The following is a 20,299-nucleotide window of genomic DNA, read 5'->3' on the forward strand; positions in this document are numbered from 1 at the left end:
TATTGTAGCGCGTCGCCGCGCGGGCCTGCCGAAAGCTTTCAGAATGCGCCGAAGCGTTACTAGACGCCCGTTTCCCGCGGCACGGAGCCCGCGGCGCGCGACTTGAGGCTCGCGAGCGCGATGCCCGTCACGACGCACGCGAGCGCGACGCCATGCGCGAGCGTCGGCCGCTCGCCGAGGAAAACGATGCCATAGAGCGCCGCCGCGATCGGCAGGACCGCGCAGAACACGCCGGCGAGACTGCCGTCGACGTGGCGAATGCCTTTCATCCACAGCCAGAACGAGAAGATGCTGGCGGAGAGTCCATACCATAAGACGAGCGCCCACGTTTGCCCGCCGACGCTGCTCCAGTCGAAGCGCGCGAGCGAGGTCGCGCCGAGCGGCAGCATCAGCAGGAGACCGATGGCGTGCGTGTACGCGCAGATGTCGATGGCGGGCAGCGTCTGCGTCAGACGGCGCGACAGGATCACATAGAGCGATTCGCAGCACACGGCGCCGAGCACCATCAGATTGCCGGGCAACGAACTCGCGCCCGTATCGCCGGCCTGCGCGACGTTGATGACGAGCACGCCCGCGATCGCCAGTCCGATGGACGCGAACGCGCGGCCGGCCGGTTTCTCGCTCAGGAGGATCCACGCGAAGAGCGCGACCACGGCCGGAATCGTGCTCGTGATGACGCCCGCCGCGACGGCGCTCGTGCGCGCGACGCCATTGAGCATCAGCAAGGTGAAACCGAATGTGCCGAACAACGCCTGCAAGAAGAGATTGATCCACTCGCCACGCGCGACGCGCTTCATCTTCGACCAGCGCAAGAGCGGCCAGAGCACCGCGAGCGCGATCACGAAGCGCAGCAGGGCGAAGAGCGGGACGGGCACGGAAGCGACGATCGATTTGCCGATGCCGACATTGCTTCCGACGAGCAACATGGCGCCGATGAGGAATAGGGCGTAGCGATTCAAGCTGGATACCGCGCGGGTAGTTCAGTTACGATTGTGGGGACGCATTGTAGAAGCCGCGCGGACTCCGTGTATACCCCGTGCCCATTGGGCCGGTCACGTAAGAAGCGGGTAAGTTCAACGGCTTATCTTGAATTCAATGCAGGCTGTCGCGGGCAAACGAATGCGCCCTGACTGGCCACCGCGCCGCCCGGCGCGCTTCAAGGGAGACAAGGTTGGACACGGGAACGCCGCGCGCATCCCGGTTCGAACCTTAAAAGCATGCGGCGCACGCAACCCATTCAGCGATGCGCGCGCCGCCGGATTTCGGAAACACCATCAGGAGAGGTTGTCGATGTCTGCGATCGAGTCGGTTCTTCATGAAAAACGTGTGTTCCCGCCGTCAGCCAAGGCGACTGCGGGTGCGGCAATCTCGGGCATGGACGCCTACAAGGCGCTCGTAGCGGAAGCGGAGCGCGATTACGAAGGCTTCTGGGCGCGCATCGCGCGCGAGACGCTCGCCTGGCACAAGCCGTTCACGAAAGTGCTGGATGAATCGAAAGCGCCGTTCTACTCGTGGTTCGAGGACGGCGAGCTCAACGCGTCGTACAACTGCCTGGACCGTCACGTCGAAGCGGGACGCGGCAACGAGAACGCGATCATCTTCGAAGCCGACGACGGCGCCGTCACCAACGTCACCTATCAGGACCTGCTCGAGCGCGTCAGCCGTCTCGCGAATGCGCTCAGGAAGCGCGGCGTGAAGAAGGGCGACCGCGTCGTGATCTATCTGCCGATGTCGGTGGAAGGCGTCGTCGCGATGCAGGCGTGCGTGCGCATTGGAGCTACGCATTCGGTGGTGTTCGGCGGCTTCTCGTCGAAGTCGCTCAATGAACGTCTCGTCGATGTCGGCGCGGTCGCGCTCATCACCGCCGACGAGCAGATGCGCGGCGGCAAGGCGCTGCCGTTGAAGAGCATCGCCGATGAAGCCCTCGCCGCCGGCGGCTGCGAGAAAGTGAAGGACGTCATCGTGTATCGGCGCACGGGCGGCAAGGTCGCGTGGACCGAAGGCCGCGACGTGTGGCTGCACGAGATCGTCGAGAACGAATCGGCGCAGTGCGAGCCGGAGTGGGTGAGCGCGGAGCATCCGCTTTTCATCCTCTATACGTCCGGTTCGACGGGCAAGCCCAAGGGCGTGCAGCACAGCACGGCGGGCGTGCTGCTGTGGTCCGCGCAAACGATGAAGTGGACCTTCGACATGAAGCCCGGCGATGTCTTCTGGTGCACGGCGGACATCGGCTGGATCACGGGGCATAGCTATATCGCGTACGGGCCGCTCGCGATCGGCGCGACGCAGGTGATGTTCGAAGGCGTGCCCACGTATCCGCACGCGGGCCGCTTCTGGGAGATGATCGCGCGCCACAAGGTCACGATCTTCTACACGGCGCCCACGGCCATCCGCTCGCTCATCAAGGCATCGGAGGCGGACGAGAAGGTGCATCCGAAGAGCTTCGATCTGTCGACGCTGCGCATTCTCGGCACGGTCGGCGAGCCGATCAATCCGGAAGCGTGGATGTGGTATCACGAGAACGTCGGCCGAGGCCGATGCCCGATCGTCGATACATGGTGGCAGACCGAAACCGGCGGCCACATGATCACGCCGCTGCCGGGCGCGACGCCGCTCGTGCCGGGTTCGTGCACGCTGCCGCTGCCGGGCATCATGGCCGCGATCGTCGATGAAACCGGTCAGGACGTGCCGAACGGGCAGGGCGGCATTCTCGTCGTGAAGCGTCCGTGGCCGTCGATGCTGCGCACCGTCTGGGGCGATCCGAAGCGTTATCAGACGAGCTACTTCCCCGAGGAACTCGGCGGCAGGCTGTATCTCGCCGGCGACGGCGCGGTGCGCGACAAGGAAACCGGCTACTTCACGATCATGGGCCGTATCGACGACGTCCTGAACGTCTCGGGTCACCGTCTCGGCACGATGGAGATCGAGTCGGCGCTCGTCGCGAATCCGATGGTCGCGGAAGCGGCGGTCGTCGGCCGGCCGGACGACACGACGGGCGAAGCCGTGGTCGCGTTCGTCGTGCTGAAGCGCACGCGTCCGGAAGGCGACGAAGCGAAGCAGATCGCAACCGAGCTGCGCAACTGGGTCGGCAAGGAAATCGGGCCGATCGCGAAGCCGAAGGACATCCGCTTCGGCGAAAACCTGCCGAAGACGCGCTCGGGCAAGATCATGCGGCGTCTGTTGCGCTCGCTTGCGAAGGGCGAGGAGATCACGCAGGACGTGTCGACACTCGAAAATCCCGCCATCCTCGATCAGCTCGGCGAAGCGCGCTAAGCCCCTCGAGACCGCCGCCCGCAGCGAGCGGCGGTCTTTCCTGATTGCCGACGCCATGCGGTTTTGTTAAAAGACCGCATGTCCGATTTTTCCAGCCCGACGCCCGCCTCGCCACCGCCCGTATCGGCGGCGATGGCGCGCGCGCATCGGCGCTACTGGCGTTTCAATGTCGCGCTGATCGCCGTGCTGATGACGACGGGCTTCGTCGTCTCGTTCGGCCTGCCGCTTTTCGCGCAGCGTTTCCAGCATGCGCGCGTCGCGGGCTTTCCGCTGCCCTTCTACTTCGGCGCGCAGGGCGCGATTCTCGTCTATCTCGCGCTGATCTTCGTCTATATCGTGCTGATGCAGATCGCCGATGCGCGTCTTCTGCGTGCCGCCCGGTCGGAACAAGGCGGCGTGGCATGAAGCTCACGAACCGGCTGATCCTTTCCTACGCGCTCTATACGCTCGGCTTTCTGCTTTTCATCTTCTTGATGGAACGCATCGAGCGCACGACGGGGCCGGGCATGTGGATCGGCTATGTGTTCCTGTTCGTGCCGATCGCGGTTTATGCGGTGATCGGGCTTTTGTCGCGCACATCCGATCTCGTCGAATACTACGTGGCGGGGCGGCGCGTGCCGTCGGCGTTCAATGGCATGGCGACTGCCGCCGACTGGCTTTCGGCTGCGTCGTTCATCGGTCTCGCCGGTTCGATCTACGCGAGCGGCTACGATGGCCTCGCGTACGTGATGGGCTGGACGGGCGGCTACTGCCTCGTCGCGTTCCTGCTCGCGCCCTACGTGCGCAAGCTCGCGCGCTACACCATTCCCGACTTTCTCGGCACGCGCTTTTCGAGCAATCTGGTGCGCGCGCTCGCGGCCGTCGCGGCGATTCTCTGTTCGTTCGTGTACCTGGTCGCGCAGATTCAAGGCATCGGATTGATCGCGTCGCGCTTCATCGGCATCGAGTTTTCGATCGGCATCTTCTGCGGGCTCGCGGGCATTCTCGTGTGCTCGTTTCTCGGCGGCATGCGCGCGGTGACGTGGACGCAGGTCGCGCAATACATCATCCTCATCAGCGCGATGCTGATTCCCGTCTCGATGATCGCGCATCGCGAAGGGCTCGGCTGGTTTCCGCAATTCAACTATGGCCGCGTGATGGAGCGCGTCGAGGCGCTCGAACGCGCGGTCGCCGTTTCGCCCGATGAAGCCCTCGTGCGCGCCGATTTCGAGCGGCAGGCCGCGCAGATGCAGCAGCGTATCGACGCGTTGCCGCGTTCGTTCCACGGCGAGCATGCGCGTCTCGTCGCCGAGATCGCCGACTTGCGGCGGCACAACGGTCCGCTGCGCGAGATCAACGAACGTGAGCGCGAGCTCGCGGCCTTTCCGCGCGATCCCGCCGATGCGCAAGTCAAATGGACGCGCGAACGCGACGCGCTGAGCGAGCGCGTCGCCGCGCCCGTGCCGATGACCGAGGCGTTCGCGCCCGGCTCGTCCGGCGACGAGAGTCCGCGCGTGCATCAGGTGAACTTTCTGTCGCTGCTCTTGTGCCTGTCGATCGGCACGGCGAGCCTGCCGCACATCCTCACGCGCTACAACACGACGACGTCGGTATCTTCCGCACGGCGTTCGGTCGGCTGGACGCTGTTCTTCGTCGCGCTCTTCTATTTGACGGTGCCGGTGCTCGCGGTGCTCATCAAGCACGAGATATTGACGGGCATCGTCGGTCATCGCTTTGCGGATCTGCCGCAGTGGGTGACGCAGTGGCGGCGCGTGGAGCCGTATCTGATCCGCATCAGCGATGTGAACGGCGACGGCATCGTGCGCTGGGCCGGAATCCAGATGCAGCCGGACATGGTGGTGCTCGCGGCGCCCGAGATTGCGGGGTTGCCGTACGTGATCTCCGGATTGATCGCGGCGGGCGCGCTGGCGGCTGCGCTCTCGACGGCCGACGGCCTGCTGCTCACGATCGCCAATGCGCTGTCGCACGACGTTTATTACTGCATGGTCGATCGCCGCGCGACCAGCCAGCGGCGCGTGACCATCTCCAAGATCCTGCTGCTCGGCGTGGCCTTGCTCGCGTCGTATGTGGCGTCGCTGAATGCGGGCAATATTCTGTTTCTCGTCGGGGCGGCGTTTTCGCTGGCGGCGTCGAGTCTTTTTCCGGCGCTCGTGCTCGGCGTGTTCTGGAAGCGGACGACGCAGCGCGGCGTCGTCGCGGGGATGATCGCGGGGCTCGTCGTGTGCGTGTACTACATCGTGTCGACGTATCCGTTCTTCGTGCAGCTGACGGGCTTCGCGGGGCCGCGCTGGTTCGGCATCGAGCCGATCAGCTCGGGCGTGTTCGGCGTGCCGGCGGGGTTCGCGGTGGCGATCGTGACGAGCCTTTTCGATCGCAAACCGGATGCGTATACGCGCGCGCTCGTCGATTACATCCGTCATCCGTAGGGGCTGGCGCGCGCGCGGGAAGTTGGTATAATCGCGGTCTTCCGGAGAGATGGATGAGCGGTTTAAGTCGCACGCCTGGAAAGCGTGTATAGGGTAAAACCTATCGGGGGTTCGAATCCCCCTCTCTCCGCCAGTAGAATGCGATGAAGCCCCTTAATTCAATGAATTAAGGGGCTTTTGATTTTTTGGTCTTGCATAACGCTTGGTCCTAAGAGGACCAAGCGTTATGCAAGACCATTTGACGATGGCGTCAAATTCAACGCTGCGAACTCAAACGCTTTTATACTCACGGGCGCTGCTTCCGTTATTCGATTGTCTGAACCGAGAGCGAATCGAACTCAACTGCGATGGCAAATCCGGCTGTCGGATGAAGCCTCAATTTGGGTATTTGGATGGGCTCGCTCCATCGAGAGTACGATATTAACGGTGCCTCCGTTATCGACGCCCAATCTGGACATGCCTTGAAAGACGACATTTACTCGACGGGTGTCAAGTTTGAGACTTAAGCCTGAAGCGTAGTCGCGAATCCGACTCACGGCCGACTGATCCCGCTACCCCAAAATACGGCTATCTAAATAAATTCCGACGCACACATTCAGCACCGAAGCGAGCAAGCGCATTCGAGAGGATCGGGATGAGGAGGAGAACGGGCGGGAATGAATGTCGTAAGAGTAATGGGCGCCGGTATGACTGCGCCTCTAATAATGCTCGATGAACTCTCGCACATGGCAGGGTGCAGCGGCCCATGCGACCCATCTCTTACGACATTCAGAAGGATAGTCGATGCGTGAAAGAAAGGAATCGGAATAATCGCGTTGTACGGCAGTCAACCTTCGGTTCAACGACGCACCGGTTTCCGGGCAAATGCCGCGATGGGATCATCGTCGACCGCGGTTTGAACGGCCGGCCTGTGCGTTGCCGTTTTGCTTTTCTGCAATGCAACAGACCTCTGCCCGGTGTGCGTGACTGCGGCGTTCGAGATCCACTGCTCGGTGTATCTGGCGCTGGCGGGTCCGGCGCTCGAAAAGAGCGCGACCGCGGCCGGAATCAGGATGAGGCTGCGTGTTCGCATGGTTTTGATGTAGTTCTGGAACGATAAGGCATCGCGAAGCGGTCTGGCCCGCCGCGAATGAAAAGCCCCGCGCAAGGCACGGGAGTACGACGGGCGGACCATCTGTGCGGTTTGATTTTCGACGTCGTAGTGCAAGGCCGATTTCATCGCGCGTCCCTCGAGAACGGCGATGAGCGGCAGTTTCCCTTCTGCAGCCGCGCGCATCAGATTCAGGATGTCGCGCTGCATGATATTTACCACCGACATCTGCAGTTCAAAAACCAAAGGTCTGCATTTAAGCGGCTCAGGCAGTAAAAAACGCTCGGACAAATCCGATTACCTCGACACGCGACGATCCTTTACCTTTGTAAACGATCGCTCATGCGAAGAGTCGCACGAACGCACGCCAGAAGGCGTTCCAGCGGCCCGGCGCAACGACGCGCGAGGCATCCATGTCGCGTTGCCAGGTCGCGTTTTCCTGATCGTTGCGCGGCTGAGTGACGAGTGTCCCGAAGTACATGGCGAAGCTCCTTTGCGGATATCGATGACGGAAGCCGTCGATACGAGCGACAGCCATGCGTTCAGGATGCCAATGCTTCGCCGGCGGCAAAACCCGCCCGAGGAAGGGAGCGGAGCCGCCGCACGGAGATGGACGAAAGGAGGGGGAGCGCGTCAGGCGGGATGCGGCAGCGCGCGCAGGCGCTTGAGCGCCGCGCGCGATTCGTCGCGCGCTGTCTTGTCGAGCCAGCGCACGGCTTCGTCGACGGCGTCCTTGTCACTCAGCGCCGGCGCGACACGACGCAGAACCGCCTCGCTCGCGAGCACGTCGTGGAGTCGCACGAACGCCGCCTGCGCCGCGAGCAGATGCGTCATCGTATGCCGATGGCCGCGCTCGAGCACCGGCGCGAACATCTCGAGCAGGCACTGCAGTTTCGTCGCGGCTTCTTCGATGCTGCGCAATGCCTTCGCATCGACACGCTTCATCTTCGACGCCCGATGTTCCCGCTTGCTGAGCATGTCGTCGGCGAGCGAGACGCGTTGACGCGCGAACTCTTCCAGCGTGCGATCGTCGTCGCGCGCTTCGAGACGCCGCCGCGCATCCGCGAGCGCGCGGCGCAGCAACACATCGACATGGGCCTTGCGCAGCGTCACGCAACTCGTCGCCGATGCGTCACGCCGCTCCAGTCGCAGCGTGCGCACGACCGGCCCGAGGCGCGCGCAATCCTCGGTGGCATGCGAGAGCAGATCGCACGCGGCATCGAGTTCATGCGGCTCGCCCGCGATGTCCGCGAGACGCTTGAAGCGCTTGCGCACCACGCGCGCTTCCTTCTCGTCGAGCAGCGGTTCGAACGCCCACCAGATCGCGCGCAATCGCTTCAGCGCCGAACGCAGCCGTTCCAGCAATTCGATGTCGGTGCGCTCGGCCATCAGTTCCGTCTGCTGAAATGCTTCGCTGGCGAGCGGGGCGGTCAGCATGACGAAAGCATCGGCGACGGGCTGATCGCGAAGAGAGAAGGGATCGGAAACGCGCATGCGCGCCGGGGCGGAATGAGGGCCGAGCGAACTGCTCAGACTCTTGCGGACAAGCGCTGGGTCGAAATTCAGTGTCATCGTCTCGGTGTGCACTTAGCTCGCACGACGCTTCTCTTTATTGCATTTTCGTTTTCGCGCCGATGATTCTCGCCGGCGATCCCGCGCGCGTGCTGGCGGAAACATAGTGATCCGGAATGTCAGCCGTATGACAGCGTGGGCGATTCCCGATGAAATCGTTCTCGCGTCCACGCCATGGCTCTTCGATGCAAAAGGCGAAAGTTAAACGTGAACTATTGACACAAAATATTCACAGCGAGAGAAGTCAGCAGAACGTATGCTTTGCACCGCCACGGTAATCGCGCGAGGCAATCATGCCGGATGTCGCATTTCCTCAGCAAGCCGGCGCGAGCAATCGCGCGCGCCGCACCAGTCTCCTCGTTTTCATCCTCATACTTATCGGCGGCCTCGGTTATGTCGGATTGCATCTGGCATCCGATCTGGAGTCCGTCCGGCTGAGTTCGGCACTCCCTTACTTTCTGCTCGGCGTCGCCCTTTTGATCGCGCTCGGATTCGAGTTCGTCAACGGTTTTCACGACACCGCCAATGCCGTCGCGACCGTCATCTATACGAACTCGCTGACGCCGAATATCGCGGTGGTCTGGTCCGGAATGTGGAATTTCATCGGCGTGCTGATTTCGAGCGGCGCGGTCGCATTCGGCATCCTGCAACTGCTGCCCGTCGAATTGATTTTGCAGGTCGGCAGCAGCGCGGGTTTCGCGATGGTCTTCGCACTGCTCATCGCCGCGATCATCTGGAATCTCGCAACGTGGTACTTCGGCTTGCCGTCGTCGAGTTCGCATACGCTGATCGGCTCGATCATCGGCGTGGGACTGATGAATCAGTTGATACGCGGGCCGAACGGCACGAGCGGCGTCGACTGGTCGCAGGCCGCCGGAGTCGGCAAGTCGCTGCTGCTCTCTCCGATCGTCGGTTTTGTCTGCGCGGCGCTGCTGCTTCTGCTGCTGAAGGCGCTCGTGCGCGTGCCGGCGCTCTACAAGGAGCCGAAGAAAAATCATCCGCCTCCGTTCTGGATTCGCGCGCTGCTGATTCTGACCTGCACGGGCGTGTCCTTCGCGCACGGCTCGAACGACGGGCAAAAGGGCATGGGTCTCATCATGCTGATTCTGATCGGCACGGTGCCCACGGCTTACGCGCTCAACAAGGCGGTGAGTCCCGCCGACACGCAGACCTTCATCGCCGTGGCGCACGAGGCCTCCGCGACCTTCACGAAGTATCTGAACAACGCGCCGCCTTCCACCAATGCGCGCGAGGACACGCAAGCCTACGTGCGCACGCGCCAGCTTTCACCCGCGACGTTGCCCGCGGTCAAGCAACTGACCGACACCATCGCGAACCAGGTCGGCGAATCGGGATCGCTCGCCGCGGTGCCGAAAGACATGGTCGATAACGTGCGCAACGACATGTATCTGGTTTCCGAGGCGATCCGCCTGATGGAGAAGGCGAATACGCCCGCGTTCGCGCCCGGTGACCGCACCGTGATCGACAACTACAAGAGGGAGCTCGATCACGCGACGAAGTTCATCCCGACGTGGGTGAAGGTCGCGGTGGCGATCGCGCTCGGGCTCGGCACGATGGTCGGCTGGAAACGCATTGTCGTCACCGTCGGCGAGAAGATCGGCAAGCAGCATCTGACGTACGGGCAGGGCGCGTCGGCCGAACTGGTCGCGATGTTGACCATCGGCGCGGCGGATGCCTACGGCCTGCCGGTCTCGACGACGCACGTGCTGTCTTCGGGCGTCGCAGGGACGATGGCGGCCAACGGATCGGGGTTGCAGTGGAACACCGTGCGCAGCCTCGTGCTCGCGTGGGTGTTGACGCTGCCTGCCTCGATCGCGCTGGCGGCCGGTTTGTACTGGGTCTTCCGGCACCTCTTCTGAGGTTCGGCGTTCAGGCGTTCGCAGGACGGCCGGTCTTGACCGTTTCGAGCGCCTTGATCGCTTCGACGAGGCGCTTTTCGGGCGCGGCGTCGAGCATCGCGAGCGCGGCGCGCAGCAGTTCGCTCTTCTTCACGCGCACGCCGTTCTTCTGGCACTTCTCCTTGAGCGAGGCGAACTTCGCGTAGTCCGTCTTGGGCATCGTGAAGCTGTCGCGCACGACTTTTTCCTTCTTCACGCGTCGGGTTTTCGCGTCGGTCTTGGGCTGGCTGTCGGCTGCTTTCTTCGCGGCGGCGGCTTCGACCGGAGGCGTCTTCGCGGCAGGCGCCTTGGCCGGCTTCTTCGCGGTCTTCTTCGTCGCGGCCGGCGCTGCGGCCTTCGTCTTGGCCTTCGGCGCAGCGGCCGTTTTCGCCTGGGTCTTCTTGCCTGCTTTCTCGTCGGCCTTCGCGGGCGCTTCGGCCGTGTCGGCGGCGCCCTTCGGGAAATGGAACGCCTTCTTGGTCGGCGCCTTGACTTGCGGTGTGTTCATTTGTTTTCTCCTCGTCTGTGGAGAAAACAGTATATACGGTTTATTGGCGCGCGTTTCCCGAACGTGTCTGGAAAACGCTCGCCAATCAACGCGATAGGCGCACAGCGACGGCTTGTCCACCGGAACCGTGGACAAGCCCGCGATCCGACGCGTTACTTGCCGTGACCATGCTCGTGATCGTCGTGGTCGTCGTGGTCATGATCGTGGTCATTCCGGTCGAACCGGCAAGCCTTGTCATCGCGGCCGTGCGCGCCGGGCAGACGTTGCGCGACATAGTCCGGCAGGTCGGCCGTATCGACGGCGAAGACGAAGAACTGATTCGGATTGTCGATGCCGCCCGGGTGATTCGTGTCCGTCACCGTGCCGACGAAGTCGTTGTCGTTTGCGATGAAAAGCGTGTGCTTGAGCACGCCGCCGATTCGCACGTCCGGCCCGAACGCGAGGCTTTCGAGCTTCGCGGGAATGTCCGTCGATGCGATCTTGTGCGCGTTCAGCACCTGCACGACGTCGAGGAAGAGCGTTTTCGCGAGCGCATAGGGCGCGAGGCCGCTCTCGCCGCTCGTCTGGCTCACGTCCTGCGCGTTTGAGATATCGACGCGATACACACGCTTGATTTTCGCCGTCGAGTTGTCGCCGAGTCCCTTGCCGTCGCGTTCGTCGAGCAGGAGTTCGTGATCGTTCACCGCGACGATGTCGCTGATGGTCGGATAGTTGGGCGCGTCGGCCGTGCCCATGTTGGTGAGCGGATACGCGGACTGCGTCGTCTTGCCCGTGCGCAAATCGATGCGCAGGATGCGCGTGTACGCGCCGTTGGTGCCGCCGTCCTGCAGGAGCGGGCTCTGCATCACGCCGAAGAGCGCGTCGCCGTCGGGCGAGATCGCGAGGCCTTCCATGCCCTTGTTCGCGACGCGGCCCGAGGCGTTTTCGCTGATCTCGTCGTTGCCGACCGGCGAAAGCTTCGTCACCGCGAACGACGCCGGCACGCGATAAGCCGCGATGCGCTCGCCCGTGCGCCGGTCGAATCGATAGACGTACGGACCGTACTCGTCGGAGATGAAGACGCTCGCGCCGTCACGCGACACGCGGATGCTCTCCGGGTCGAAGCGCGCATCGCGCGGAAAGGTGGAGGGCTGCGTCGGCGTGAAGTTGTCCGAGCGGCCCGTGAAGTAGTGCGTGTGGTTCGATTCGTTCAGCGCCGGCGCGCCGTTGCCGACGTTCGCCGCGGCGCCGTCGCCATAAACGAGCGGCTCGCGCGCGTGGAGCAGCGTCGTATCGACGAGCTTCGGATTGAGCGCGTAAGGCAGCCCGTTGCCCTGCGTGCCGGCTTCGAGGCGCAGGATCAGCGTTTGAAAGCGGTTGATGTACGACGCGGTGTCGTCGATATCCTTGTTGTACGAGATCGCGTTGGGGCCGCGGTCGGGCACGGCCAGAAACGTGTCGCAGCCGGCGTACGCGAGGCCCGAGCCGAGCCCGCCGAGCAGATTGCCGGCCGCGCCGTTTTCGAGCGGCGCGGCCGTCGCCTTCGAGCGATCGGCGGCGTTGCCGCTCAACTGGCCGATCGCGATGAGATCGACGCTCGCCCACGCGGACGAACATGCGGCGGTCAACGCGGACAACGCAAACGACAAGGCACATGCACGAACGCGATCCATGAACGTCTCCTTTCGATGAATGTAGCGAAGCAAGTCTAGCGGCCGAGTTCGTGCAGATAAGCCGTTCGGGACGCGAAGCCGGTGTTGGCGAAATCGGTGAACACGCCATCGACGCCGAGCCGGAAGAACAGCAGATATTCGCCGGTCGGGTCGCCGTTGTAGCTGGCCGCCAGATACTTCTTCTCGTTGCGGAACGTGAAGACGTGCACGAAGAGCCCGGCCTTGTGCGCATCGCCGACGACGCTCGTCGGGGCTTGCGTCGCCGCCTGCGAAGTCGAGCCGGTGAACGGCGTGCCGTCCGGATTGGTCGCGGGGAAAGGCGTGATCTTGAGCGGCACGATCTGCGGTTTCCACGGACCGATGCCATCGGCGTAGGTCTTGATCTGCGCGAGTCCCGAAGGCGTGAGCATCGCGTCGAACCAGCGCGGGTCGCCGGCGACGGTCCAGTCGAACGGCCGGCTGTCGGTGATTTCGTTGTAGATCACGGCGCCCGAGCGCAAATCGACGTCGTAGCCGTCGATGAGCTGCACGACCTTCGTGTTCAGCCCGTGCGCGCGCATGTACTGGAGACTGCCCGGCTCGAAGCTCTGCACGAACACCGGCGCGCTGCGGGTGTTGAGACCGTTGTCGTTCAGGATCTTGATGAGCGCGTCCTCCAGCGGACGACTGCCCGCCGCGCCGCAGCCATTCGCAATCGCCTGCGCGTTGTTCCAGGTCGGATTTTTCGTCTCCGGATACACGGAGATCGCGCGCCCGGTCGACGCGCTCTTCGCCTTCGCGATATCGATGATCTGCTGGAACGTGAGGATCGGAGACTTGCCGTTGAACTCGGTCGGGCGCTCGTTGGCGGCGTCGTAGGTCGTGCCGCCGAGAAGCGTGCCGAGTTCGGCGGCGGTGAAGTCCGTGATCGACCAGTCGCCCGTGTGATCCTCGCCATCGACGATCAGCGATTTCAGCACCGACTTCGGATCGGCCGGGTTGGTTAGGTCCGTGAGGTACTGGGACGGTCCGGTGTCCGGCGTGGTCTGCCATTTCACGTTGACGAGCACGCCGGGCACGGTGCGCTTTCTTGCGGCCACCGCCGGGTTGGTCTTCGCCACATCGGCGACGTTGGTGTTATCGGAAAGCCACGGATTGTGCCGCGCGACGAGCACGCAATCCTTCGACAGATGCAGGTCTTCTTCGAGCGCGTCGGCGCCGCTGTCGGCGGCGAGTTCGTAGGACGGCTGCGTTTCTTCGGGCCGCAGTCCCGGCAATCCGCGATGACCGATGACGAGCGGCATCTGGCCGTCGAGCGTGGAGAACGCGGTCGGTGTCGTGGCGGCCGGCGGGGGAGTCGAGGCGCCGTCGCCGTCGCCGTGACAGGCCGCGAGTACGAATGAGAAAGCGAGCGCGGCGCGCGCCGCGATGGAGTGCCTACGATGCGTTCGTGCAAGCTTCATTTCGCTTCCTGTTCGCTTCGAATTGTCCCCGCGCATTATTACGAGTGGCGGGTGACGTTTGTATGACTAAGGAAGCGACCCTTTAATTGTCAGAACGATTGAAATGCCGCGAAAAAAACGCCGGCACGTGGCCGGCGCCGCAAGCGAATCGTGCGACAAATTATTGCTTCATCGTTCCGGTCGATTGAGAACCTTTCGCCTGATTCGGCGACATGCCTTGTTCGCGTTGCTCCATGAGCGTGCCGCTGCCGGACGAGCCGGACTGCACGCCTCCTTGGGACGCGTCGCCGGTGCGGGGAGCGGGCATCGTTTCGTTCTTGCCGGGCTGCATTTGCTGCTGGCGCTGCATCAACTGTTCGCGGGACATTTCCTGCGAAAGTGCGGCCGTGCTGGCGAGCGCGAGGAGCGTTCCAGCAATCAGGATCGGGGTTCTCATGTCTGTCTCCTTGAAACCGGCGCCAGGTGCGCCGCTTACAGGCTTGTCAGCATCGAACGTGCCGCATTGAACACGACTTAGGATTGTCCTTATTTATGTCTGAAACGGCGATAAATCGTCGATAAAAGGATAGGATATTTGATAGGCGATCCGGGGCGCGAGTCTATTGCAATTCGCGATCCAAACAATCACGAACCAACAGAACTCGACTCAAGGGCTGAACGCCACGGAGTATTTTCATGTCGATCTCACTTAACGATTTATTGGAATGGCACGACCGCCTGCTTGAACAGTCGGGCGAAGAAGCGCACATGTTGCGTGCGCTGATTGCACGCCGGGAAAAGGAATTGCGCACGCATATCGCAGATATGATCGCGCTGGCCAGCCAGCGCGAGAACTGGAAGCTGCAGCGCTGTGCGGCGATTGCACGGCGCGTCGAGCAGGCGCCGGTTCAGCATCTCGAATCGATTCACAAATTTTTCCTGGATCGCGACGAAGGCAAGCAGCAAGTCAGGGTGCCTGCGATTCTCTCCGACTTCTTCGCGGAGCATCGGCAAGAAGCAGATGTGCCGCGTATTCCCGTGCAAACGCCCCCGACGGCCACGATCAGGGCCAGCATTCCTGTGCCGATCGCCAATCTGTACGGCGTGATGCACATGCTCGAATCGCGCGTCGCCGCTACGCCGGGAATCGCATGCGGCATACAGGGCATCCGGCTCATGCGCATGGTTGCGCTGATGTCGAAAGCGCGCTCCGCCCAGATCGCGAAAATGAGAATGAGCGGCACGCAAGCTATTTATCGGCACTCGTGATGTTCGCCGGTATTTCATCGCGTCATTACTCGTGCTTTATTTGCCGTGAAATTCGCATGCCGTTTCAGTGTATTTCTCGTTTCGTTTGAAACGTCGAATGTCTGACCTATACTTAATTCGAAAGCTTAATTAAGTGAAGCCAATCGATGTCGTTCGTCATGCAGAATAATCGGGCGCTGCATTCAGGAAATTCGAATAACGTATGTTGCGGTCCCGTTTTCCGCTAACGTGACTGCGTAACGGCTGGTGCTGAAAGAGAATCCGCCAGGGAGCTATCGTGAAAAGTCTGCTGAGCAGAAGAGGGAGCGTGCTCGACAATGCGCCGTCGTTTCTCGTGCGCCAAAAGATGCACAGTCCGGATCGTTTCCCGACGCACGAGATCGATGCGGATGATGATCCCAAGGACGAAAAACTCCCCGCAGCGCCGTCTCCCACACGGGTAACGCCGTTGCGGCCGGCGGGGGTTCCGGTGCAGTCATCAACCAGGCAGTTGCAGGCCGCCCAAATCGCGGAAATCGAATGGCTCGTGCAGCAAGGCTCGCTTTCGACGTTTCGTGAATTCGAGAGCTTCGGTTATTCAGCCAGTTTGCTGTTTTATCCGCGCGATCTGACCTATTACGCCGTGCTGTATCACGAAGGTGACGTGTGGCGCGTGCTCAAGGCCGGCGACATCGACGCAGCCGAACCCGCGTTCCGGCATTTCATCGAGCAAGCGATGCGTTTCGCCGAAGCCGAAATGCGGCGCGCGCATCTCGAAGCGCAGAACGAGCAGTTCTCGCGTCTCATCGCGGAATCGGAGGCACAGATCGAGCGCGTGCGTGTCGATCTGAATCGAGGCAGCGAGCACGACCAGGAAGTTGCGCTGAAGCAGCAGGAAGTCCGCAAGACGCTGGCGCAACTGGAAGGGCGGCGCGTCGCTGCGCAGGCGCAATTGAACAAGCTGCGCCGTCAGGCTCATCAGCTCGATACGACTGTGAACGAGAGCGTGCCGCATTTGCCGTCGTTGCGATAAGATTCATCGCATTTGTCGGAAGAAAACTTTCCGATCTCGCGTAGAATCGCCCGTTCGGGCAGCTAGTCGAATCTTTCGGCATACTCCGCACCGAACTTCGCAATGTATGTGCTGAGCCCGCGTCCGGCGCGGGCGAGTTGCTTCATTTCCTCGACGCGCGTGCGACCGGGCACGCGATAGTCATACAAGTATGTCCCGCCGCTGACGAAGCGCACCTTGATGCCGTTGGGCAGGATGTCGAATGCTTCGACACCCGAATTGCCGGCGAGATTTCGATAGGTTTGCATGGCGTCTTCAAGCTCGATCTCACGCAAACGATTGCGTTGTCGAAGCTGGCCTAAAGTTTTGTCGGCCGGGACCGTTAAGGGTGTCATGAACAAAGATCAATTCCCGTTCCTCGACTCGGACGACCCGCACTTTCAGCACGCACGCGCGCTGAGCCTGTCCGTGGGTGCGATCCGACGTGCGCAGGGCAAGAGCAGTCCCAACGACTTCCCGGTCGGCTCGCTCGAATGGCACTTCGCCATCGAGGACTTCGCAGGCGACGTCCTGCAAGCGCTGATGGGCGAGACCGAAAACACCGACATCCAAGTCGGAGAGCGTCGGCGCGACTGACCGCGCGCACGCTCTTCGCCTCATTCAGTCCGCCATTCGGCGGCGATTCTCCTTTTCGTCACAGCTTCACGCCGCCTGCTTCGGGCGCATCCACGCCGCCCGGCGGAATGGCGCCGCCCGGGCCGACATCGCGCGTGCGGTCGTTCGCCCAGTACGGCTCGCGTCCATAGTGCTGATGCACGGTGCTCGCCCAGACGTGGTCCGCCATCGACGGCCACGAATCCTTGTCGAAGCCCGGCGAGTTGCGCACTTGCTCGGCTGTCGCGTCAATGCGAAAACAGCGGTTGTCGGTATCGAGCGTGAGCGCGCTCCACGGCACCGCGAGCAGTTTGTCGCCGATGCCGAGAAAGCCGCCGCTCGACAGCACCGCATACGCGATTCGTCCGCTCGTCACGTCGAGCATGATCTCCTTGAGCGAGCCGACATCGTGCCCGTCGCTGCTCGTCACCGAATTGCCGTCGAGCGTGCTGGCGGCCATGACATCGGGTCCGGGTCCGGCGGCCGTCGCCGCGCCCTTGCCAACGATCTTCGCGCCCGCCGAAGACGGCTCCGTCGATTGAATCATGATCCGCTCCTTGACCGGTTGTGTGGGTACGTTTGGATTAGCAACGGCCGTACCCATGACGCGTCACGGACGTCTGCTAAGCTCGGGGCTCGTTCAATCCTTGCGCCGCCCATGATCGCTTTCGAGGAACTGCTTGCCGTCGCGTACAAGAAGGAGCGCCTGCAGAGCCGGCGGCTCGCCAGAGGCGCGGCGATTTCCGAGCATGCGGCGCTCGTGACGACACTGGAAAAAGCGGCGGCGGGGCAATCCTTGCGCAATTTGATCGATGCACGCCGCGCCGCGCAAAACCGGCACGCCGATGCGCTGCGTGCGCGCGAAAGCCGTCGCGTCGAGCGCGCGAGCCGGGCGAAGCAGCGCAGTACCGAAATCGAAGCCCATGGATGGCGCGGCTGGTTCGACGGCTCCGCGCTGCCAAATCCCGGCCGGCTCGGGATGGGCGGCGTCCTCGTCGGGCCGCTGGGCGAGACGGTCGAAATCAGCGTCGCCGCCGGCACGGGCGACAGCAGCGCGGCGGAGTATCTCGCACTTATCGCCGTGCTCGAAGCGGCGGCGCGCGCGGGCGTCACGGATGCGGTGATCTACGGCGACAGCCGCGTCGTGATCGACGACGTCGCCGCGCCCGAAGGCGCGGGCATTCGCTCACTCGCGCATCATGCCGCGCGCGTGCGTGCGCTCATCGCGCGGATCGGCGACGTGCGGCTGCAATGGATACCGCGTGCCCGCAACGTTCGCGCGGACGCGCTGTCGCGCGGCGCGCTCGATCCCGCGCGCGCGGCGGTCGAAGCGGCCTGACGGCGGCTCGATCCAACCAGAAATCCCGGTCATTTCAAATCGCGGATATCCGCCGTCGGCGTGTCGCCGAATGCATCGCTCAACAGATAGTCGACGACCTTGCGCGCCGACTGCGCGGGCGTCGCGAGTTGCCCATCGCGTTTGAGTGCGTCGAAGCGTTCGCGCATCGGAAAGCGTTCGAGTTCCGTGCCCCGGATTTCGGCCTGCATGTCGGTATCGACGACGCCCGGCGCGACGCTGCCGATGCGCAGCCCGCGATGGCCGTCGAGTGCGACCGCGCGCGCGTGATGATCGAGCGCCGCTTTGGTCGCGCAATAGATGCTCCAGCCGGGATAGGCATTGCGCGCGGCGCCGCTGGAAATATGGACGATGCGCGTGTCCGTCGCCTGCGCGCTCGCCTGGACGACGGCTGCCGCGAGCATCAGCGGCGCGGCGACGTTCACGCTGACCGCGCGCGCGATGGCGTTCGGCTCCTGATCCGCGAGACCGCCCACCGGCGCGAGCATCCCGGCGTTGTTGACGAGCAGCACGCGTGCCGCTCCGGAAACGAAGCCGGACAACGTTTCGCCCGACAGCCAGTCGGTGAGCTTCGTCAGATCGGCGAGATCCAGTTCGATTTCGTGCAAACGGCCGGGATAGCGCGCGGCGAGTGCGTCGTTGCGTTTTCGGGAAATCGCGAGCACGTCGGCGCCTTGGGCGAGCAGGCATTCCGCGAGCGCGGCGCCGAGTCCGCGGGTGTGGCCGGTGAGAATGGCGCGAGTCTGATGGGGCATGGGCGGATCAGGTTGGCTGAGGTCGTTTCGATTCTATCGGCTAGCGCGGTCATGCGTCGTCTACGCCCAATCGCGGCGATCTCGCAAGATCAAAACGCGTGCAGCGGGTCGATCGTTGGTTCCAGGAGACAGCGGCGAGCACGGGCTTTTTTCCGACTGACAAACGCCTTCGCACAATTGACAATCGACCTCAAACGAGAATCGCCGGAGAGTGCCATGCCGAACCGCGCCAAAGCGTCCCGAGCTGTGTCGTCGATCTCCGTAGCCGGTCATGCCTGTGCGCCCGACCTGCGCTCATTCACGTTTTCGATCGCGGTGTGCGCGACGCTCATCGGCTTGCCGGCGGCCGCCCGTGCGCAGAGCTCGGTGCAGCTTTACGGCGAGCTGGACACCGGCGTCGCGTACACCAGCAACGTGGGCGGCCATTCGCTGTACCGTCTGACGACCGGAACTATCGACGGCAGTTACTGGGGTTTGCAAGGTACCGAAGATCTGGGCGGCGGCGCGCGCGCGATCTTCCGGCTCGAGCGCGGCTTGTCGGTCGCGACGGGCGAAGGCCTCAACGATCATCCGCTGTACGTTGGAATCGGCACGGATACGCTCGGTACGATCACCTTCGGCCGCCAGTACGATTCGATTCACGATTATTTCCAGACCTTCACGCTCACCGGCAACACGGGCGGCACCGCTTTCGCGCACGTGCTGGACAACGATAACGCCAACAACTCGTTCCTGGCCGCGAATTCCGTCAAGTACACCAGCGCGAATTACGGCGGCTTCAGCTTCGGCGGCCTCTACGCGTTCTCCAACGAGGCGGGCGCGTTTTCGGACAACCGCGCCTACAGCGTCGGCGCGAACTACTCGGCGGGATCCTTCAATGCGGGCGCGGCCTATCTGCACAACAACGGGCGCGGCAACACGACGGGCGGCGCCTACGATTCGCTCACGCTGCCCGGCTCGGGCAACACGATCTTCAACGCGAACGTGCAGCAGCAGAACACGTTCGGCGTCGGCGTGAGCTACGCGCTCGGCGAATTCACGCTCGGCGGCGCGTTTTCCCGCGCGATCAACTCCGGCGTCACCGATGCCGACACCGGCGACCTGATGCCGTCGCTAGCGCTCAACAACTACGAAATCAACGGCATCTACAAGCTGACACCGGCCATCCAGCTATCGGGGATGTACGTGTACACCAACGGCGGCGGCGCGCACTGGCACGAGGGCGCGTTGCAAGTCGACTATCTGCTGTCGAAGCGCACGGATGTGTATCTCGAATCGATTTATCAGCGGGCTTCGTCGGGCGCGCCGGCTGTCATCAACACCAACGATCCGTCGAGCGGCCGCAATCAACTGATGCTGGGCACGGGCATCCGTCATCGTTTCTGAGGATTTTTGGGGCGCCGCGCGCGTGCTAATTTAAGCGGTCCACTTTC

At 63.0% G+C, this 20,299-nt stretch carries 20 protein-coding genes and 1 tRNA gene; 10 read left to right on the forward strand and 11 right to left on the reverse strand.

Going from position 1 to position 20,299, the window contains the following annotated elements; all coding sequences use genetic code 11:
* Positions 1–59: 59 nt before the first annotated feature.
* A complete protein-coding gene (locus NOV72_RS28990) occupies positions 60–959 on the reverse strand; it encodes a DMT family transporter (RefSeq protein ID WP_106857966.1) in 900 nt (299 codons plus the stop codon).
* 331 nt (positions 960–1,290) lie between these two features.
* On the opposite strand from NOV72_RS28990, the gene acs reads away from it, so the two are divergent.
* The 4 genes from acs to NOV72_RS29010 all read left to right on the forward strand — a co-directional run bounded on the left by acs (position 1,291) and on the right by NOV72_RS29010 (position 5,832).
* Complete coding sequence (gene acs, locus NOV72_RS28995) at positions 1,291–3,273, forward strand: acetate--CoA ligase (RefSeq protein WP_106857967.1); 1,983 nt, start codon at positions 1,291–1,293, stop codon at positions 3,271–3,273.
* 78 nt (positions 3,274–3,351) lie between these two features.
* Positions 3,352–3,678, forward strand: coding sequence for a DUF4212 domain-containing protein (locus tag NOV72_RS29000; RefSeq protein ID WP_106857968.1), 327 nt, complete (start codon positions 3,352–3,354; stop codon positions 3,676–3,678).
* On the forward strand, positions 3,675–5,699 hold the full coding sequence (locus NOV72_RS29005) for a sodium:solute symporter family protein (protein ID WP_106857969.1): 2,025 nt from the start codon (positions 3,675–3,677) through the stop codon (positions 5,697–5,699). The genes NOV72_RS29000 and NOV72_RS29005 overlap by 4 nt, the downstream gene beginning before the upstream one ends.
* Positions 5,700–5,742: 43 nt before the next feature.
* Positions 5,743–5,832, forward strand: a tRNA-Ser gene (locus tag NOV72_RS29010).
* A gap of 705 nt (positions 5,833–6,537) precedes the next feature.
* On the opposite strand, the gene NOV72_RS29015 is transcribed toward NOV72_RS29010, so the two are convergent.
* The 3 genes from NOV72_RS29015 to NOV72_RS29020 form a co-directional block, all read right to left on the reverse strand.
* The gene (locus NOV72_RS29015; RefSeq protein WP_181291182.1) at positions 6,538–7,080 is read right to left on the reverse strand and encodes a hypothetical protein; all 543 of its coding nucleotides are present in this window, start codon (positions 7,078–7,080) and stop codon (positions 6,538–6,540) included.
* Positions 7,081–7,129: 49 nt separating this feature from the next.
* Positions 7,130–7,270, reverse strand: a complete 141-nt coding sequence (locus tag NOV72_RS32465; RefSeq protein ID WP_181291183.1) for a hypothetical protein — start codon at positions 7,268–7,270, stop codon at positions 7,130–7,132.
* 152 nt (positions 7,271–7,422) lie between these two features.
* Complete coding sequence (locus tag NOV72_RS29020) at positions 7,423–8,226, reverse strand: CHAD domain-containing protein (RefSeq protein ID WP_106858001.1); 804 nt, start codon at positions 8,224–8,226, stop codon at positions 7,423–7,425.
* Between the two features lie 428 nt (positions 8,227–8,654).
* Between NOV72_RS29020 and NOV72_RS29025 the strand changes: the two genes are divergently transcribed.
* Positions 8,655–10,241 (forward strand): inorganic phosphate transporter, encoded by a 1,587-nt coding sequence (locus NOV72_RS29025; RefSeq protein ID WP_106857971.1) that lies wholly within the window; start codon positions 8,655–8,657, stop codon positions 10,239–10,241.
* Between the two features lie 10 nt (positions 10,242–10,251).
* Here the strand turns inward: NOV72_RS29025 and NOV72_RS29030 are convergent, their stop codons facing one another.
* From NOV72_RS29030 to NOV72_RS29045, 4 genes are all read right to left on the reverse strand, one after another.
* Positions 10,252–10,767, reverse strand: coding sequence for a hypothetical protein (locus tag NOV72_RS29030; RefSeq protein ID WP_106857972.1), 516 nt, complete (start codon positions 10,765–10,767; stop codon positions 10,252–10,254).
* 152 nt (positions 10,768–10,919) lie between these two features.
* Entirely contained in the window at positions 10,920–12,419 is a 1,500-nt protein-coding gene (locus NOV72_RS29035) for an esterase-like activity of phytase family protein (protein WP_106857973.1), read from the reverse strand.
* A 35-nt stretch (positions 12,420–12,454) separates the two neighbouring features.
* The gene (locus tag NOV72_RS29040; RefSeq protein ID WP_106857974.1) at positions 12,455–13,861 is read right to left on the reverse strand and encodes a glycerophosphodiester phosphodiesterase family protein; all 1,407 of its coding nucleotides are present in this window, start codon (positions 13,859–13,861) and stop codon (positions 12,455–12,457) included.
* Between the two features lie 160 nt (positions 13,862–14,021).
* Positions 14,022–14,297: a hypothetical protein gene (locus tag NOV72_RS29045; RefSeq protein ID WP_106857975.1), complete on the reverse strand. Its 276-nt coding sequence runs from the start codon at positions 14,295–14,297 to the stop codon at positions 14,022–14,024.
* Between the two features lie 239 nt (positions 14,298–14,536).
* Between NOV72_RS29045 and NOV72_RS29050 the strand changes: the two genes are divergently transcribed.
* Positions 14,537–15,109, forward strand: coding sequence for a hypothetical protein (locus NOV72_RS29050; protein ID WP_106857976.1), 573 nt, complete (start codon positions 14,537–14,539; stop codon positions 15,107–15,109).
* A 469-nt stretch (positions 15,110–15,578) separates the two neighbouring features.
* Complete coding sequence (locus NOV72_RS29055) at positions 15,579–16,121, forward strand: DUF2968 domain-containing protein (RefSeq protein ID WP_245933200.1); 543 nt, start codon at positions 15,579–15,581, stop codon at positions 16,119–16,121.
* A 62-nt stretch (positions 16,122–16,183) separates the two neighbouring features.
* On the opposite strand, the gene NOV72_RS29060 is transcribed toward NOV72_RS29055, so the two are convergent.
* Positions 16,184–16,495 (reverse strand): hypothetical protein, encoded by a 312-nt coding sequence (locus tag NOV72_RS29060; RefSeq protein ID WP_245933201.1) that lies wholly within the window; start codon positions 16,493–16,495, stop codon positions 16,184–16,186.
* Here NOV72_RS29060 and NOV72_RS29065 point away from each other — a divergent pair.
* Positions 16,494–16,736, forward strand: a complete 243-nt coding sequence (locus NOV72_RS29065) for a hypothetical protein (protein ID WP_106857979.1) — start codon at positions 16,494–16,496, stop codon at positions 16,734–16,736. The genes NOV72_RS29060 and NOV72_RS29065 overlap by 2 nt on opposite strands.
* 58 nt (positions 16,737–16,794) lie before the next feature.
* On the opposite strand, the gene NOV72_RS29070 is transcribed toward NOV72_RS29065, so the two are convergent.
* Positions 16,795–17,301 carry a PRC-barrel domain-containing protein gene (locus NOV72_RS29070; protein WP_106857980.1) on the reverse strand — a complete coding sequence of 169 codons (507 nt, stop codon included), beginning with the start codon at positions 17,299–17,301 and terminating at the stop codon, positions 16,795–16,797.
* Between the two features lie 111 nt (positions 17,302–17,412).
* Between NOV72_RS29070 and NOV72_RS29075 the strand changes: the two genes are divergently transcribed.
* The gene (locus NOV72_RS29075) at positions 17,413–18,093 is read left to right on the forward strand and encodes a ribonuclease HI family protein (RefSeq protein WP_106857981.1); all 681 of its coding nucleotides are present in this window, start codon (positions 17,413–17,415) and stop codon (positions 18,091–18,093) included.
* Positions 18,094–18,122: 29 nt separating this feature from the next.
* On the opposite strand, the gene NOV72_RS29080 is transcribed toward NOV72_RS29075, so the two are convergent.
* Positions 18,123–18,866 carry an SDR family oxidoreductase gene (locus NOV72_RS29080; RefSeq protein ID WP_106857982.1) on the reverse strand — a complete coding sequence of 248 codons (744 nt, stop codon included), beginning with the start codon at positions 18,864–18,866 and terminating at the stop codon, positions 18,123–18,125.
* 216 nt (positions 18,867–19,082) lie between these two features.
* On the opposite strand from NOV72_RS29080, the gene NOV72_RS29085 reads away from it, so the two are divergent.
* On the forward strand, positions 19,083–20,252 hold the full coding sequence (locus tag NOV72_RS29085; RefSeq protein WP_106857983.1) for a porin: 1,170 nt from the start codon (positions 19,083–19,085) through the stop codon (positions 20,250–20,252).
* Positions 20,253–20,299 lie beyond the last annotated feature (47 nt).

Source organism: Caballeronia novacaledonica (assembly GCF_900258035.1).
GTDB classification, from domain to species: domain Bacteria; phylum Pseudomonadota; class Gammaproteobacteria; order Burkholderiales; family Burkholderiaceae; genus Caballeronia; species Caballeronia novacaledonica.